The following is a 918-nucleotide window of genomic DNA, read 5'->3' on the forward strand; positions in this document are numbered from 1 at the left end:
GTTGAATTATGGACATATTTAAGGGTCAAAACATTCTAGAGTTCTCTGATCGGTTCAAAACGGACTTGGATTGTAAAGAATATCTAGCTGGTTTAAAGGGAAGAAATACATATAAATGCCTTAAGTGCAATCATACTGCTTGTCAGGTAAAGGTTGATTTTGCACGGCAATGCAATATCTGTGGACATAAGGAATCCGCTACGGCGAACACTATATTCCACAAAGTTAAATTCGGTGTTAGAAAGGCCTTTTTCATTTGCTTTGAAATGGCCACCAGCACTAAAGGTTTATCGGCAATGTATATGGGTGTACGTTATGGCGTGACAGAAAAGACTGCTAGATTATTTATGCTGAAAGTTAGAGAAGCTATGGCCTCTTCTAGTGGAAATAACCCTATGGATGGTGACGTCCATGTCGATGAATTCGTCCTTGGTGGTAGAGAAGCAGGGAAAATAGGAAGAAGTTACGATGGTAAGAAAAAGAAGGCGGTAACAGCTATCCAATTGACCAAGGACGGTAAAGTAAGGCGGATGTATGCCATGAAAATAGAGGATTTCTCCGCTCAATCCTTACAATACATGTTCATCGACCATATTAGCCGAGAAGCCAAAGTGACAACGGATAAATGGAGAGGATATAGACCTATTGCGAAAGCATTCGACATAACACAGATCAAAAGTAACAAGGGACTTAATTTTAAGGCACTTCATACAATGATTCATCAAGTAAAGTCTTGGATAAGAACAACATATTCTTGGGTGAGCGATGCTAATCTGAACAGATATTTCAACGAGTTCTGCTTTAGGATCAACAGGTCTCAAAACAAAGCTACCATCTTCAACAATCTAATAGTCAAAATGGTGCAAGGAGATAAAATTAGTCAAGCAAAATTAATAAGTAACTAACTACTGACCTCTA

The 918-nt window shown here is 38.6% G+C and carries 1 protein-coding gene; it reads left to right on the forward strand.

Annotated features, from left to right (window positions below; translation table 11 throughout):
* The first annotated feature begins 8 nt into the window (after positions 1 to 8).
* On the forward strand, positions 9 to 905 hold the full coding sequence (locus ES765_RS21500; RefSeq protein ID WP_138116591.1) for an IS1595 family transposase: 897 nt from the start codon (positions 9 to 11) through the stop codon (positions 903 to 905).
* Positions 906 to 918 lie beyond the last annotated feature (13 nt).

The organism is Maribacter sp. ACAM166 (genome assembly GCF_005771495.1).
Taxonomy (GTDB): domain Bacteria; phylum Bacteroidota; class Bacteroidia; order Flavobacteriales; family Flavobacteriaceae; genus Maribacter.

Coding starts and splice junctions, on each gene's coding strand:
- ES765_RS21500 (WP_138116591.1), top strand. CDS start 9: ATGGACATATTTAAGGGTCAAAACATTCTAGAGTTCTCTGATCGGTTC.